7 protein-coding genes are annotated in these 13,946 nt (G+C 70.1%); 4 read left to right on the top strand and 3 right to left on the bottom strand.

Annotated elements, in window-relative coordinates:
* Both VGS97_RS15065 and VGS97_RS15060 read right to left on the bottom strand, forming a co-directional pair.
* Positions 1-1,332 (bottom strand): ricin-type beta-trefoil lectin domain protein (locus tag VGS97_RS15065; RefSeq protein WP_326854132.1); only part of this gene is annotated, 1,332 nt, incomplete at its 3' end.
* 803 nt (positions 1,333-2,135) lie between these two features.
* Entirely contained in the window at positions 2,136-3,188 is a 1,053-nt protein-coding gene (locus tag VGS97_RS15060) for a LacI family DNA-binding transcriptional regulator (protein WP_326854131.1), read from the bottom strand.
* A gap of 103 nt (positions 3,189-3,291) precedes the next feature.
* Between VGS97_RS15060 and VGS97_RS15055 the strand changes: the two genes are divergently transcribed.
* Positions 3,292-6,762: a discoidin domain-containing protein gene (locus VGS97_RS15055; RefSeq protein WP_349262145.1), complete on the top strand. Its 3,471-nt coding sequence runs from the start codon at positions 3,292-3,294 to the stop codon at positions 6,760-6,762.
* Positions 6,763-6,895: 133 nt separating this feature from the next.
* Here VGS97_RS15055 and VGS97_RS15050 read toward each other — a convergent pair whose 3' ends face one another.
* Positions 6,896-9,400 (bottom strand): glycoside hydrolase family 3 C-terminal domain-containing protein, encoded by a 2,505-nt coding sequence (locus VGS97_RS15050; protein WP_326854130.1) that lies wholly within the window; start codon positions 9,398-9,400, stop codon positions 6,896-6,898.
* A gap of 286 nt (positions 9,401-9,686) precedes the next feature.
* Here VGS97_RS15050 and VGS97_RS15045 point away from each other — a divergent pair, with 286 nt between their 5' ends.
* From VGS97_RS15045 to VGS97_RS15035, 3 genes are all read left to right on the top strand, one after another.
* Positions 9,687-10,712: a LacI family DNA-binding transcriptional regulator gene (locus VGS97_RS15045; RefSeq protein ID WP_326854129.1), complete on the top strand. Its 1,026-nt coding sequence runs from the start codon at positions 9,687-9,689 to the stop codon at positions 10,710-10,712.
* 243 nt (positions 10,713-10,955) lie between these two features.
* Positions 10,956-12,638 carry an ABC transporter substrate-binding protein gene (locus VGS97_RS15040; RefSeq protein ID WP_349262144.1) on the top strand — a complete coding sequence of 561 codons (1,683 nt, stop codon included), beginning with the start codon at positions 10,956-10,958 and terminating at the stop codon, positions 12,636-12,638.
* A 151-nt stretch (positions 12,639-12,789) separates the two neighbouring features.
* Complete coding sequence (locus VGS97_RS15035) at positions 12,790-13,899, top strand: ABC transporter ATP-binding protein (protein ID WP_326854127.1); 1,110 nt, start codon at positions 12,790-12,792, stop codon at positions 13,897-13,899.
* Positions 13,900-13,946: the final 47 nt, after the last annotated feature.

Genomic DNA, 13,946 nt, shown 5'->3' with positions numbered 1-13,946 from the left:
GCCCCAGCCGGTGTCGTCGAGGCATTTGCCGGAGTTGGGGTTGAGGTAGGCGCCGTTGCTTTGGTGGACCCAGGTTTGGGCGCCGGTGCCGTTGCAGTCGTAGAGGTCGACGGTGGTGCCGTTGGCGGTGCCGGCGCTGTTCACGTCCAAGCACTTGCCCTGCACCATCAGCTGGTTGCTGGTGGTCAGGGTCCATTGCTGGGCGTTGGTGCCGTTGCAGGTGTAGACCTGGACCGGGTTGAAGTTGGCCGTGCTGGCCGCGCGGTTGTCCAGGCACAGGCCGTTGTAGGCAAGAGTCACCGCGCCGGGACCGCTACCGCCGCCGCAGTTGGTCGTGCAGCCTCCGCCGCCGGTGATCTGGTTGAAGGCGCGCGAGTAGGCGTAGCCGGTGCCCTTGTCGTAGCCGTCGACTTCCCAGAACGACAGTTCCTGCACGCCGTTCGAGGCGGCGAAGCCCTCCAGGGACTGCGCGTCGCTCTGCGAGAAGACCGTGCCGTCGTCGTTGGTGCCGGCGATCGGGGTCAGGCCCATCTTCGCGTAGGCGGCGGAGGTGGAGATCCCGTACAGGCCCGCCAACTGGTTCGCGGTGCCCTGCGCGGCGGACTCGGCGGCGGCGAGGTCGTTGGTGCCGGCGCCGAAGTCCATCGTCATGATGTTGACGGCGTTGACGTTCACGCCCTGGGCCTGCGCGTCCTGCAACAGCGCGTACTCCGAGCCGCCGCCGGTCGGCAGCCCGCTGGGATCGACGGCGAGGGTGAAGTCGACCTGCACGGCCGGGTTCTGCCGCTGCAACGCGGCCAGCGCCTGGTCGCGGCGGGTCGTCGAGGCCGTGTCGCTGAGCGTGCCGCCCTCGATGTCGAAGTCGAGCCGGGTCACCCCGGTGCTGTTGACGATGTTCGCGTACGCCGAGGTCAGCGACGAGACGTTGGTGCAGGTCTGGGCCAGTTCGCCGCCGGACGCGCCGCCGGAGGAGATGATGACCTGCCCGCCCGCCGACTGCAACGCGCTGATCTGCGAGTTGAACTGGGTCAGCCCGTAGCCGCCGTCCTCCCACTGCGGCGTACAGCCGGACAGCGGGATGAGGAAGGCGAGGGTGTAGTACTTCAGGCCGGTCGCGTTCATGTCGGCGGTCATGTCGCCGACGTCACCGGTGGTGACCTGGAGGTAGGGCGCGGCGTAGTGGGCCGGGAAGGCCGGCCCGGCCGCCTGCGCGGGCTGGCTGACGGCGAGCAGCATGCCGCCCGCCGCCAGCGGCGCTGCCGTGATCAGCGCGGCCGTGCGCTTGAGCCGGCCCGGCCGCTCGGCGCGGTCGGGACCGTGCGAGGAGTTCATCGTTCGGCGCTCCCTGATTCCGTGCGGGACTTCACGTCCCGTCAGGTGGGTGAACAAGGGGACGTCGCAGGGCCGGAGCGGTCCGGCGACGCGGAACACCGCCAGCGCCGAGCGGTGCGTGAGAGTGCAGTGTGGTGCCGCTGTGTAAGGGTGCTGTTATGCCACGCGATGCGGCCGATCCGCCTTCCGGCCGCATCGCGTGGCGTGCTTATTTCGCGGTGTGATTTAACCCGCGATACTCGAACTCGTCAAGAGCTCTTACAGATCGCAACCGGTTCCGGAACCGGTTGCAGAAGCCGGCCGTTCGGCGTCCCGTGACAGGCCGACGATCCGGGCAGGTCATCGGCACCGTGCCGTCAGGTGCTTGAGGAGGCTCGTGCGTGGCCCGCGGTCCAGCGCGGATGCCGAAACCGTTGACAGATCGGGGGCGCGGGACGAACATCTCCGACTGGAGAGCGCTCTCCAGTGCGGCGGGCACTGACAGGCACTGACATCGCCTCGCGGGCGCGAGGGCGTGCGTGGCATGCCCTCATAAGTGTGTTCGGAACCTCCCAGGCACGTCGGGACTCCCCAAGCACACCGAGCCCCGGGGCCCAACAACGAACGAGACGAGATTGGACCCCGCCATGCGCTCCGGTGCCCCGGCCCTGTGCGAACGGCGCTGCCGCCTCGCCATCCCGGCGTATCCGGGGCTGTCGGGGGACATCGGCGCGGTCTGCGAAACGTGCGCGGGCTTCGAGAATCCGCGCTCGTACGGATCTGGTCCAGACGGCCTCTGTTCCGGTGGACTCGGCCGACTCTGCTCAGGCGGACTCGCGCACCACCAGGGTCGGCTCGAAGATCACCGAAGTGGGCGGGCTGTCCGGGTCGTCGATGTGCTTGAGCAGCAGCCGGGCCATCTCGGCGGCCATGTCTTCGAGCGGCTGGCGGATGGTGGTCAGCGGCGGCCGGCTCATCACCGCGGCGTTGCTGTCGTCGAACCCGATGACCGCCACGTCCTCGGGCACCCGGCGGCCGCTGTCGTGCAGCGCCAGCACCGCTCCGAGCGCCATCAGGTCGTTGGCCACGAACACCCCGTCCAGGTCCGGGTACTCGGCCAGCAACTGCTTCATCGCCCGCTCGCCGGTCTCCTGGGTGAAGTTGCCCTCGACCGACGGGACGTAGGCGTGCCCGCGCCGCGCCATCGCGTCGCGGAACCCGCTGAGCCGGTCCTGGCTGGCCGGCATGTCCAGCGGGCCGGAAATGGTCGCGACCCGCCGGCAGCCGCGCTCGGTGAGCCGGTCCGCGGCCAGCTTCGCCCCCGCGCTCTGCGCCGCGTCGACATAGCTGATCGGCAGCGGGCTGACCGGGCGCTGGGAGAGCACCGCGGGCAGGCCGGCCTCGGTGAGCAACCCGGGCAGCGGGTCGGCGGAGCTCGCCGAGACCGCGATCACGCCGTCCACGTGGCCCTGCTTGAGATACCCGATCAGCTGGGTGCGCGCCTGGTCGTTCTCGGCCAGCATCAGCACCATCGCGACCCCCCGCGGGCGCAGCACGCCCATGATGCCGCTGACCAGCCGCCCGAAGAACGGGTCGGTGAAGATGCGGCCGAGGAAGGGATCGTCGAAGGTGCGGTGCTCGGCCTCGGAGACCACCAGCGCGACCGAGTTGGTCCGCCGGGTCACCAGCGAGCGGGCCGCCTGGTTGGGCACGTACCCGGTCTGGGCCACCGCCTGGCGGACCAACTCCTGGATCTGCGGGTCCACGTTACGGATTCCGTTGATCACCCGTGACACCGTCGCGCGGGAGACCCCGGCCACCTTGGCGACGTGTTCGAGCGTCGGCGAGGCGCCCGGCGCGGGGCGGTCTTTGCTCATGAAAGCTTTTGTAGCACACCTGATTGGAGAGCGCTCTCCAGTCCCCCCGAAACGCGAGTTTCGGCGACTTGGCAGATCCACGTCCGACAAGGCAGGAGCAGGCATGACTACCCTCCGCTCCGGCGCAGCGACGCGCCGGAGGAAATCGCTTCACGTACTACCCCGACCGATACAGGCCGTGCTGATCGCCCTGGTCACGCTCGGCCTGGCCGCTTACGCGCTCGTCGCGCCCGCCGCGGGTACCGCGCACGCCGCCGCCACGCTGCTCTCCCAGGGCAAGACGGCGACCGCGTCCTCGGTGAACGCCGGGAACGTCGCGGCGAACGCGGTGGACGGCAACACTGGTACGCGCTGGGAGAGTGCGTGGAGCGACCCGCAGTGGTTGCAGGTGGACCTGGGTGCGACCGCGACCATCAGCCAGGTGGTGATCCAGTGGGAGACCGCGTCGGGCAAGGCCTACCAGATCCAGGTGTCGAACGACGCGACGAACTGGACGTCGATCTATTCGACGACGACCGGTCCGGGTGGCACGGAGACGTTGAACGTCACGGGGACCGGCCGGTACGTGCGCATGTACGGAACGGTGCGTAACACCGGCTACGGCTACAGCATCTGGGAGTTCCAGGTCTACGGAACGCTCGGAACGCAGTCCGGCTGTGGCACGACGAACGCTGCGCTGAATCAGCCCGCGACGGCCTCGTCGGTGAACGGCGGGAACCAGGCCTCGTTCGCGGTGGACGGCAACACCGGTACGCGCTGGGAGAGCGCGTGGAGCGACCCGCAGTGGCTCCAGGTCGACCTCGGCTCGGTGCAGAGCATCTGCCAGGTGGTGATCCAGTGGGAGACCGCGTCGGGCAAGGCCTACCAGATCCAGGTCTCCAACGACGCCACGAACTGGACCAACGTCTACTCCACGACCACCGGCCCCGGCGGCACCGAGACGCTGAACGTCTCAGGTTCCGGACGCTACATCCGCATGTACGGGACGGTGCGTAACACCGGCTACGGCTACTCGATCTGGGAGTTCCAGGTCTTCACCGGTACGTCGGCCTCCACGAGCCCGTCGTCGTCGCCTTCGGCCTCAGCCTCACCCTCGCCGAGTCCGACGCAGTCGCAGCCCGCGTGGAGCACGGTGTGGAACGCTAACCTCTCCGGCGCGGCCAACACCGCCCCGCCGTCCGGCGACTGGATCGAGGACACCGGCACCAGCGCCCCGGGCGGCCCGGCCCAGTGGGGCACCGGCGAGATCGAGACCATGTCCAACTCGACCAGTAACGTTTCCACCGACGGCGCCGGCCACCTGAACATCACCGCGCTGAACAACAACGGCGCATGGACCTCCGGCCGGATCGAGTCCCAGCGCAGCGACTTCGCCGCCCCCGCGGGCGGCATGCTCCAGATCTCCGCGTCGATCAAGCAGCCCAACCCGGCCAACGGGATCGGCTACTGGCCGGCGTTCTGGACCCTCGGCGCCGGCTCGCGCACCGGCGGCACCTGGCCGGCCATCGGCGAGTCGGACATCATGGAGGCCGTCAACGCCCGCAGCCAGGTCTCCGGCACACTGCACTGCGGCGTGGCACCCGGCGGCGCGTGCAACGAGTACAGCGGCCGTACCAGCGGCCTGACGTACTGCGCCGGCTGCCAGACCGCTTACCACACCTACTCCGAGGTCATCGACCGCACCAAGTCGGACGAGCAGATCCGCTGGTACGCCGACGGCCAGCAGTTCTGGCAGGTCAGCGAGGACCAGGTGGGCGTGGCGGTCTGGCAGGCCGCGGTGGACCACGGCTTCTTCATCATCTTCGACCTGGCCATCGGCGGCTCGTTCCCCAACGCCGACTGCGGCTGCACCTCGCCGAACGTGCAGACCTCGTCCGGCGGCACGCTGAGCATCGCCTCGGTGCTCGTGCAGCAGAGCACCGGCACCGCGCCCCCGGCGCTGACCACGCCGCCCGCCCCGGCGAACAACCCGAGCGTGGTCAAGGTCACCGGAACCCAGGGCAACTGGGGCCTGACGGTCAACGGCGCGCCGTACACCATCAAGGGCGCCACCTGGGGACCGCCTCCCTCCGCCGCGGCCGCGTACATGCCCGACCTGGCCTCGACGGGCGTGAACACGATCCGCACCTGGGGCACGGACGGCACGACGCAACCGCTGCTGGACGCCGCGAACGCCAACGGCATCAAGGTGATCAACGGGTTCTGGCTGAACCAGGGCCAGGACTACACCGACGCCACATATAAGACGAATACACTCAACACGATCATCCAGTACGTCAACCAATACAAAAACAACAACGCCGTACTGATGTGGGACGTGGGCAACGAGGTGATCCTCACCTTGCAGAACACGTACTCCGGGGCGCAGTTGGAGTCCGAGCGCAACGCGTACGCGCAGTACGTGGAGCAGGTCGTCCAGGCCATCCACCAAGCCGACCCGAACCACCCGGTGACCTCGACCGACGCGTGGGTCGGCGCGTGGCCGTACTACAAGGCCAACACGCCTGACCTGGACCTGCTGGCCGTCAACTCCTACGGCCAGGTGTGCGGCGTGCAGTCCGCGTGGAGCAGCGGCGGGTACACGAAGCCGTACATCGTCACCGAGACCGGTCCGTCCGGCGAGTGGGAGGTGCCCAACGACGCCAACGGCGTGCCGCTGGAGGACACCGACCAGGCGTCCGCGGCAGGCTACTCCAGCGCGTGGAACTGCATCGCCGGTGCGAAGGGCGTCGCCCTCGGCGCGACGCTGTTCAACTACGGGCTGGAGAACGACTTCGGCGGCATCTGGTTCAACCTGGTCACCGGCGGCTGGCGGCGCCTGTCGTACTACACCGTCAACAGCGTCTACGGCGGCAAGAACCCGACGAACCAGGCGCCGGTCATCTCCAGCATGACCGTCAACAACGCCTCGGCGGTGCCCGCAGGCGGCACGTTCACCGTCAACGTGAGCGCCAGCAGCCCGATCGGCGCCCCGCTGCGTTACGGAGTCGAGCTGAGCAGCAAGTACATCGACTCCGGCACGGCACAGCGTGGCGTCAACTTCACCGCCAGCGGCGGCACGCTCACCATCACCGCCCCACGCATCATCGGGGTGTGGAAGGTGGACGTGTACGTGTATGACGGCCAGGGCAACGCGGGCATCCAGACCGCGTCGTTCAAGGTCGTGCCTCCGCCGGTCAGCGGCACGAACCTGGCCGTCGGCAAGACGACCACGGCGTCCTCGTACCAGGCCACCGGCACCGGCGCGCCCTTCCCGCCGAGCAACGCGACGGACGGGAACACGGCCACCCGCTGGGCGAGCGACTGGAGCGACCCGCAGTGGCTCCAGGTGGACCTGGGATCGACCACCGCGATCCACCACGTCCAGCTGGTGTGGGAGAGCGCGTACGGGCAGGCGTACCAGATCCAGACCTCGAACGACGGGACGAACTGGACCACGATCTACTTGACCACGACGGGCATCGGCGGCGTCGATGACTTCAACGTGAGCGGATCGGGCCGCTACGTGCGGATGTACGGCACGGCGCGCGGGACCACGTACGGATACTCGCTCTACGAGTTCGGGATCTACTAGCGGGCCGGTAGCCCGGAGAAGTTGAAAGGGGCCGCCGGTCGCGTGATCGCGACCGGCGGCCCCCGGCTTTTGGGGGAGTGCTGTGTCAGTCCAACGCCGTGTCAGTCGAACACAGCGTCAGTCAAACACAGCGTCAGTTCACAGCTACGGCTGCCGACAACGGCAGGTCGCCCGCCGAGCGGCCGGCCAGCAGGGTGAACTCGCCAGGCTCGGTGCTCCAACTGCCCGCTGAAACCGACCAGTGCTGGAGCGCGCGCGCCGGGATCTCGACCAGTGCCGTGACCGACTCGCCGGGCTGCGCCTCCACGGCGGCGAATCCGGCGAGCCAGCGCGCCGGCCGGTCGATCGAGCTCTCGGACCGGCTCAGGTAGACCTGCACGACCTCGCGCCCGGCCCGGTGGCCGCCGTTGCGCACGGTGACCTCGACGGCGAAGCCTTGGCCGTGCTCCACGGCGCGCGGCGCCGAAACCGCCTCGTACTGCCAGGTCGTATAACCCAGGCCGTGGCCGAACCAGAACATCGGCTCGGGCCGCGCCTGGTCGGCGCCGCGCGGGCGCAGCCAGGCCCGGTAGCCGATGTGCAGGCCCTCGGCGTAGTCGAGCACTCCCTTGACCGGCCTGGTGTCCAGGATCGGCACGTCCTCGGCGGCGGCGCCCCAGGTGGTCGGCAGCCGGCCGCCCGGCTCCGCCGCGCCGAACAGCAGGTCGGCGATGCCATCGCCGGCCTCTTGGCCGGGGAACCAGGTCAGCAGCGCCGCGGGCACGTCGTCGAGCCAGGGCAGCAGCACCGGGCCGCCCGCGTTGACCACCACGACGGTGCGCGGGTTGACCGCGGCCACCGCCGCCACCAGCTCGTCCTGGCGGCCCGGCAGCGCGAGGCTGGCGCGGTCGAAACCCTCGCTCTCGATCTCGTCCGTGGTGCCCACCACGACCACCGCGGCGTCGGAGGCCTTCGCCAGGGCCACCGCGGCGGCCAACTCGTCATCGTCGTCGCGGCGCGGCGGGTCGGCCGTCAGCGCGACCGCCAGGCCCGTGTCGGGGGTGATCCGGCGGCGGGCGGCCAGCTCCACCGGCGCGCCGGCGACGACGTTGAGCGGGACCTGCCGGTACGACGGGGTGACGTGCAGGTAGGTGGGGTCGTCCGACTCCGGCACGACCGTCTCGTCGACCAGCACCCTGTCGCCGGCTCGCAGCGAGACCTCGCCGAGCCCGACGACGCCGACCTTCCACTCGCCGCCGACCTCGGGCACCAGGCGCGCGCTGACCTCGACGAACTGCGCGCCGAGCGAGCTGAAGTTCACCGAGGGCTCAAGGATGCGGCCGCTCAGGCGCCGCTCGCTGTGTACCTCGACGCCGTCCGCGTCCAGGTAGCGCACCCGCACCCCTGGCTCACCGGTTACCGGGTCCGTGGCGCGGTCCGGGGTCAGCGGCGTCGGCCGTACGCTGACGTGCACCCCGGCGGCGTACTCGACCCTTGCGACGTCCTCCAGGGCGGCGCGGATGCCGGCCAGTGGCGTGACCGTCGACTCGGGGAACACGCTCGCGCTGCCGCCGCCCTGGATGCGCGCCGTGGCCGCGTTCGGGCCGATGACGGCGACGCTGCGCAGCGACGCGGGGTCCAGCGGAAGCAGGTCCTCCTCGTTGCGTACCAGGACGCTGCTGCGCGCGACGGCGTGCCGCAACAGCGCGCGCGCCTCGCCCATGGTCGCGGCCTGCGGCGCCGCGGTGCCGTTCGTCCAGAGGTCGTCCAGCCCGATGTCGTCCAGCGCGCCGACCCGCTCGGCCAGCTGGAACAGCCGGCGCAGCTTCTCGTCGATCAGCGCTTCGGGCACCACGCCCTCGCGGACCGCCGCAGCCAGCGGAGCGCCCCAGTGTGGGTTCGGTCCGGGCATCGCCAGGTCCTGCGCGGCCAGCGCGGCCGGGACGGTCGAGCGCAGCGCGCCCCAGTCCGAGACCACCAGGCCGTCGAAGCCCCACTCGCCCTTCAGCGGCTCGGCCAGCAGCGGGCTCTCCGACATCGTGGTGCCGTTGACCGAGTTGTAGGCCGACATCACCGCCCACACCCCGGCCCCGACGGCCGCCTCGAACGGCGCGAGGTACACCTCGCGCAGCGCGCGCTCGTCGACCCGGGCGTCCAGGCTGAGGCGCTCGGTCTCCGAGTCGTTGGCCACGTAGTGCTTCGCGGTCGCGGCGACGCCGCCGCTCTGCACGCCCCTGATGTACGCCGCGCCGATCCGCCCGGTCAGCAGCGGGTCCTCGGAGTAGCACTCGAAGTGCCGCCCGCCGACCGGGGAGCGGTGCAGGTTGAGCGTCGGGGCGAGAAGTTGGCGCACGCCCTTGCGCCGTGCCTCGTCGGACAGGATCCGGCCCAGCCGCTCGACCAGCTCCGTGTCCCAGGTGGCGGCCATCGCGGTGGCGGAGGGCAGGGCGAGCGCGGTGTCCCGCTCGTCCCAGCGCTCGCCGCGCACGCCGATCGGCCCGTCCGAGGTCACGATCGCGCGCATGCCGGCCGCGGGTTCGGCGGCGGTGCGGAAGACCGAGCCGCCTGACAGCAGCCTGATCTTCTGTTCCAGATCGAGTCGGGAGATGCGTTTCTCGAAGCGCCGGTCCAGCCGGTCACCGCTGTCCGCACCGCGCATGACGTCGTTATCCCTCCCAGCCCGTTGGAGAGCGCTCTCCCCAAGTGAAGGTTCCCGGTCCGCGAGGGGCGCTGTCAAGAGCGAGATCAGACCGCGGAAGCGTTTCCGTTCATGCACACCGTTACCTTGCCGTAGTAAACGCGGGCTTGACGTGCCCGGCGCGAGACTGTTTCATACCACCCACGGAACCGGTTCCGGAATCGGTTCCGGGCCGTGGCCGCGAAGGCCGGGACGACCGTTCCCACTGGTGGGAACGCCTGACAACGACGTGAGGAGGGGACCAGCCGTGCCGATCACCATGGCCGACGTCGCCGCTCGCGCCGGAGTCAGCAAGACCACGGTCTCGCGGGTGCTCAACGGCAAGGGCGAGCTCGATCCGGCCACCGCCGCGCGGGTCCGCCAGGTCATCCAGGAACTCGGCTACGTGCCGAGCGCCGGGGCGGTGAGCCTGGCGCGCGGTCGCACACGCGTGCTGGGCATGCTCGTGCCCTCGTTCAGCTGGCCGTGGATCGGCGAGGTGCTCCAGGGCGTCGCCGACGCGGTCGAGGAGGAGGGCTACGGCCTGCTGCTGTTCAGTTGCAGCAAGGGCGAGGAGTCGCTGCAACGGTTCGCGTCGCAGGCCTCGGCGAAGACCTTCGACGGGCTGCTGGTGATCGAGCCTGAGGGCACCCTGGACTTCATCGCCGGCCTGCACCGCAGCGGGCTGCCGGTCGTGCTCATCGACGACCGCGGCCACCAGCCGGAGTTCCCCTCGGTGGCCACCACCAACCGGGGCGGGGCTCAGGACGCCGCCCGGCACCTGCTGCAACTCGGCCGCAAACGGCCGATCGTGGTGGCCGGCCCCGAGGAGCTCGGCTGCACCCAGGAGCGGCTGGCCGGGTTCGCCGAGGTCTACGCGCAGGCCGGACTCCCGCTGGAACCCTGGCGGGTGGTGGACGGAGACTTCACCTTCGAGGGCGGCCGGGCGGAGATCGGGCGCTTGTTGCGTTCCGCGCGGCACCTGAACGCCGAGCCGGGCTTCGACGCGGTGTTCGCGCACAACGACCTTTCGGCGGCCGGGGCGATCCAGGCGCTGCGCGAAGCGGGGCTGCGCTCGCCGGGCGAGGTGGCGGTCGTCGGCTTCGACGACGTGCCGCAGGCCTCGCACACCGACCCACCGCTGACCACCGTGCACCAGCCGCTGCGCGAGATGGGAGAGACCGCGGCCCGCGCGCTCATGGGCCACTTCGACGGCACGCCCCTGGCCGCCGAGCCGATCGTCCTGCCGACCACGCTCGTCGTGCGGGGCTCGACTGTGACACACGCGCCCTGACGATTCCGCAGAACAGCGACACCGCAAGGCAGTACCGCAGTTGGACCAAACGCTCGAATCCACAGATCCGCACAGCAACAACGCATGACAAGTCAGGCGGGGACGCGCCAACGCCCCCGGCCCGACCCGTCACACCCGCTCCGGCCGCGTGCCTGTCGGCCGAGGCGGCAGACCCCCATCCGTACGGCGCGCCGCTGCACAGTGAACAAGCACAGTGGACAAGCCACGTCGAAATGAGGACCCATGCGTGTGAACCGCTCAATCACCGCCGTGTTGGCGGGCAGCCTGGCGGTCGCCTCGCTGACCGCCTGCGGCGGCAATTCGTCGAGCACTACCACGAACACCGGCAAAAGCGCGACCGGTGTGCTGAACATCAGCATGCCCGACGGAGCCTCCGAAAAGGATAACAACAACCCGTACCTGGCCACTTCGGCGGCCTCGCACCTGGGCTACCGGTACGTCATCTACGAGCCCGTCGCCATGGTGAACCTGACCGACCCGACGTCGCAGCCGGTGCCGTGGCTGGCCACCGCGTGGACGTTCACCCCCGACTTCAAGTCGGTCTCCTTCACCGTGCGCCAGGGCGTGAAGTTCTCCGACGGCAGCGACATGACCGCCGACGACGTCGCGTACTCCTTCTCGATCCTCAAGCAGTACGCGGCGCTGAACTCCAACGCGCTGCCGATCGACTCGGTGAGCACCTCGGGCAACCAGGTCACCGTGAACTTCACCACCTCGGTGTACGTCATGCAGGCCAAGGTGCTGTCCACCTTCGTGGTGCCGAAGAAGATCTGGTCCGCGATGAGCGACCCGACCACGGACACCGTGCAGAGCCCGATCGGCACCGGCCCGTACACGCTCAAGACCTTCACGCCGCAGACGGTCACCCTCGACGCGCGCACCAGCGGCTACTGGCAGGCGCTGCCCAAGGTCGCCGAGCTGCACTACAGCACCTACACGGGCAACGACACCGAGACCCAGGCGCTGGTGACCGGCGCCACCGAGTGGAGCTACGTCTTCATCCCGGACGCCAAGACCGTCTTCGCCGGCCGCGACCCGCACTACAAGCTGTGGTTCCCGCCGTCGCTGAGCGCCGACGGCCTGTGGTTCAACACCACGATCAAGCCGTGGGACAACCAGTACCTGCGCCAGGCGGTCGGCATGGTGATGAACCGGGCCGACATCTTCAACCAGGGCGAGTCGGGCTACTTCAAGCCGGAGATCGACAACATCACCGGCCTGCCCTCGCCGGCCGGCGACAGCTTCGTGGCCTCGCAGTACAAGGGCGTCAACGGCCAGAAGACCCCCGCCGACGCCACGACGCTGCTGACCGCGCACGGCTTCACCCTCGCGGGCGGCACCCTGAAGGACCCCAGCGGCAAGCCGGTCACGCTGACCATCACCGACCCGGCCGGCTGGAGCGACTACCAGACCGACCTGTCGATCATCCAGGACAACCTGAAGCAGATCGGCATCGCCGTCACCATCGACAAGGCCGACACCGACGCCTGGTTCACCAACATCGCCGACGGCAAGTTCCAGGCGGCGATGCACTGGAGCAACGGCGGCGTGACCCCGTACGACATGTACGAGAACATCATGGACGGCGCGGACCTGGTGCCGGTCGGCCAGGCGGCCAACTCCGGCAACTACGGGCGCTTCAGCAGCCCTGACGCCACCGCGGCGCTCAAGGCCTACGCCAACGCCTCCGACGATGCCAGCCGGACCGCGGCGATGAACACCATCGAGCAGATCATGGTGGAGCAGGCGCCGATGATCCCGACCTCGGCCGGCAACTACGGTGCGGAGTACTCGACCAAGCACTGGACCGGCTGGCCCGGCGACGGCAACTCGTACATGCCGATCCAGCCCACGCTGACCCAGGCGCTCGACGTCATCATGCACCTGACCCCGGCCACGTCCTGACGCCTCCCCTGAACGGCCGGGTTCGGCCGCACTCCGAACCCGGCCACGTCAGCCCCCTTGCGGTGGCCGCGCACGAGCCGCGCGGCCACCGCAAGGGGGCACGGCGGCGGGAGGGGACCGGCAGTACCCGAGTAGAAGCGAAGATGACCAGATGACGACGCTGAGCGAGACGTCGCCGGCCCCCGGGACCACCGACGTGGTCCTCGAAGCCGAGGACCTGACCAAGCACTTCCCGGTGCGTCGGCAGCTGCGCGCCCTGTTCTCCGGCGACCGGTTGGCCGTCCACGCGGTGGACGACGTCAACCTGCTGCTGCGCCGCGGCAGGGTCACCGCGCTGGTCGGCGAGTCCGGGTCGGGCAAGTCGACCGTGGCCCGGCTGCTCGCCCAGCTCTACCCGCGCACCGGCGGGGCGATCCGGCTGCACGGCGAGGCCACCACGGTGCGCGGCGGGCGCAGGTTCCGCGCCTACAGCGGCCGGGTCCAGATGATCTTCCAGGACCCGTTCGCCTCACTCAACCCGGTGCACACGGTGCGCTACCACCTCACCCGCGCGCTGCGCGTGCACGGCCGGGTGGGCCGCGGCAAGCTCGCCACCGAGGAGGCGCTCGCCGACCTGCTGCGCAAGGTGCAGCTGACGCCGCCCGAGCGCTACATCGACAAGTTCCCGCACGAGCTCTCCGGCGGCCAGCGCCAGCGCGTGGCCATCGCCCGCGCCCTGGCCGCGGGGCCCGAGGCGCTGCTGGCCGACGAGCCGGTCTCGATGCTGGACGTCTCCATCCGGCTCGGGGTGCTCAACCTGCTGGCCGGCCTGCGCGAACGCGAAGGGCTGGCCATCTTGTACGTGACCCACGACATCGCGTCCGCGCGTTACCTGGCCGATGTGATCGCGGTCATGTACGCCGGGCAGATCATCGAGTCCGGACCCGCGGCGCAGGTCACCGACGCTCCGGCCCACCCCTACACGCAGCTGCTGCTGTCCGCCGCGCCCGACCCGGACCGGGCTGAGCCGCCGTCGCTGCGGGGCCGGGGAGCGCCGCCCAACCTGATCCGGCCGCCGAGCGGCTGCCGGTTCCACCCGCGCTGCCCGTTCGCCATGGCGGTCTGCGCCGAGGAACGGCCCGCGGCCATCGAGATCGCTCCGGGACACACCAGCGCGTGCTGGCTGCACGCCAAGGGCCTGAGCGCGGACCAGTCCCGGCCGCTGGCCGAACCGCCGCCGCAACAAACCCACGGATCTGGTGGGCCTGGAGAGGAGAAGTGATGAACCGGCACGTCATCTAGCGGGTCATGGCCCAGGAAGGCTCTTCG

Source organism: Actinocrinis sp. (genome assembly GCF_035946395.1).
GTDB lineage: Bacteria > Actinomycetota > Actinomycetes > Streptomycetales > Catenulisporaceae > Actinocrinis.
This window is presented reverse-complemented; position numbering and strand designations above follow the sequence as displayed.